This is a genomic window from Arthrobacter nitrophenolicus (assembly GCF_000332815.1).
GTDB lineage: Bacteria > Actinomycetota > Actinomycetes > Actinomycetales > Micrococcaceae > Arthrobacter > Arthrobacter nitrophenolicus.
This window is the reverse complement of record NZ_AOFD01000123.1, coordinates 1-1266: the sequence shown is the minus strand read 5'-3', so window position 1 is coordinate 1266 and position 1266 is coordinate 1. Positions and strand designations below refer to the sequence as shown.

Sequence of the window (1266 nt, the reverse complement as noted above, 5' to 3'; positions counted from 1 at the left end):
GGCGGATTCATATGGTGGTTGCAACGCTTTGATTGATGGAGCGTTTGATGCCGAAGTTGTTTCCTGTCCATGTCCGTGATGATTTTCTCGATCTGGTGTGTGCCGGTTTGTCGGTCAGTGCTGCTGCCCGGCGTGTCGGGGCCTCGCGCGGCACGGCGAAGAAGTGGTGGGCCGAGTCTGGTCAGATGACGCTGAGCATTTCGGCCCATGGTGGCCTGGCAGATCCTGGCCCGTCCGCGGAGCTTCCCTGCGGGCGGGCACTAACCGAGGCGGAGCGGGGGATGATCCAGATGGGCCGGCAGGCCGGGATGAGCTACGCGAAGATCGGTGAGGTGATCGGGCGGGACAAGTCCGTAATCTGGCGTGAGGTCAACCGCAACTGTGATGCCGAGGGCAGGTACAACGCTCAAGTCGCGCATACCAGAGCCCATCAGGCGCGGCGCCGGCCCAAGCCCTTCAAGCTCATCGAAGACGAGGATCTGTGCCGGCTGATCGGAGTGTGGATGGATGACGGGTGGAGCCCGAAGCTGATCTCTTCGATGCTGGCGTTTTACTTTGCCGATGACCAGACTATGCAGGTGAGCCACGAGACGATTTACCAGGCCCTGTACGTCCAGACCCGCGGGAAACTGCGGGCAGACCTGGCCGAAAATCTCAGCCTCAAACGCAAACAACGCGTTCCCCACACCAGCGACCGGCTCAAGAACAGCCCCTACAAGGAGGCTTTCAAGATCAGCGAACGCCCCGCCGAAGCCCAGGACCGGGCCGTCCCGGGACACTGGGAAGGAGACCTGATCATCGGATGCAACGGGACCGCGATCGGCACCCTGGTCGAACGCTCCACCCGGTTCACGATCCTGCTCCACCTGCCCGGGGACCACACCGCCGAGACGGTCGCCGCGGCGATGATCCAGGAGATGGGAAAGCTCCCGGAGCACCTGCGCCGCTCGATCACCTGGGACCGCGGCACCGAGCTCGCCGACTACGCCAAGATCCAGACCGCCCTCGAGACCACGCTCTACTTCTGCGACCCCCACTCGCCCTGGCAGCGAGGCACAAACGAGAACACCAACCGGCTCCTGCGGTTCTGGTTCGAGAAAGGCTCCGACCTCTCCGCCCACACCCCCGACGACCTTGACCGCATCGCAGCCAAGCTCAACCGCCGCCCCCGGCCAACCCTGAACCTCGACACCCCAGCCAACCGGCTAAACCAGCTGCTGCACGCGGCCTAACCACCCCACGTTGCTCCCACCACTTGACTTTGCC

The 1266-nt window shown here is 63.7% G+C and carries 1 protein-coding gene; it reads left to right on the top strand.

The features are described from left to right. The first annotated feature begins 47 nt into the window (after positions 1 to 47). On the top strand, positions 48 to 1232 hold the full coding sequence (locus G205_RS20390; protein WP_035754039.1) for an IS30 family transposase: 1185 nt from the start codon (positions 48 to 50) through the stop codon (positions 1230 to 1232). The last annotated feature ends 34 nt before the right edge of the window (positions 1233 to 1266 follow it).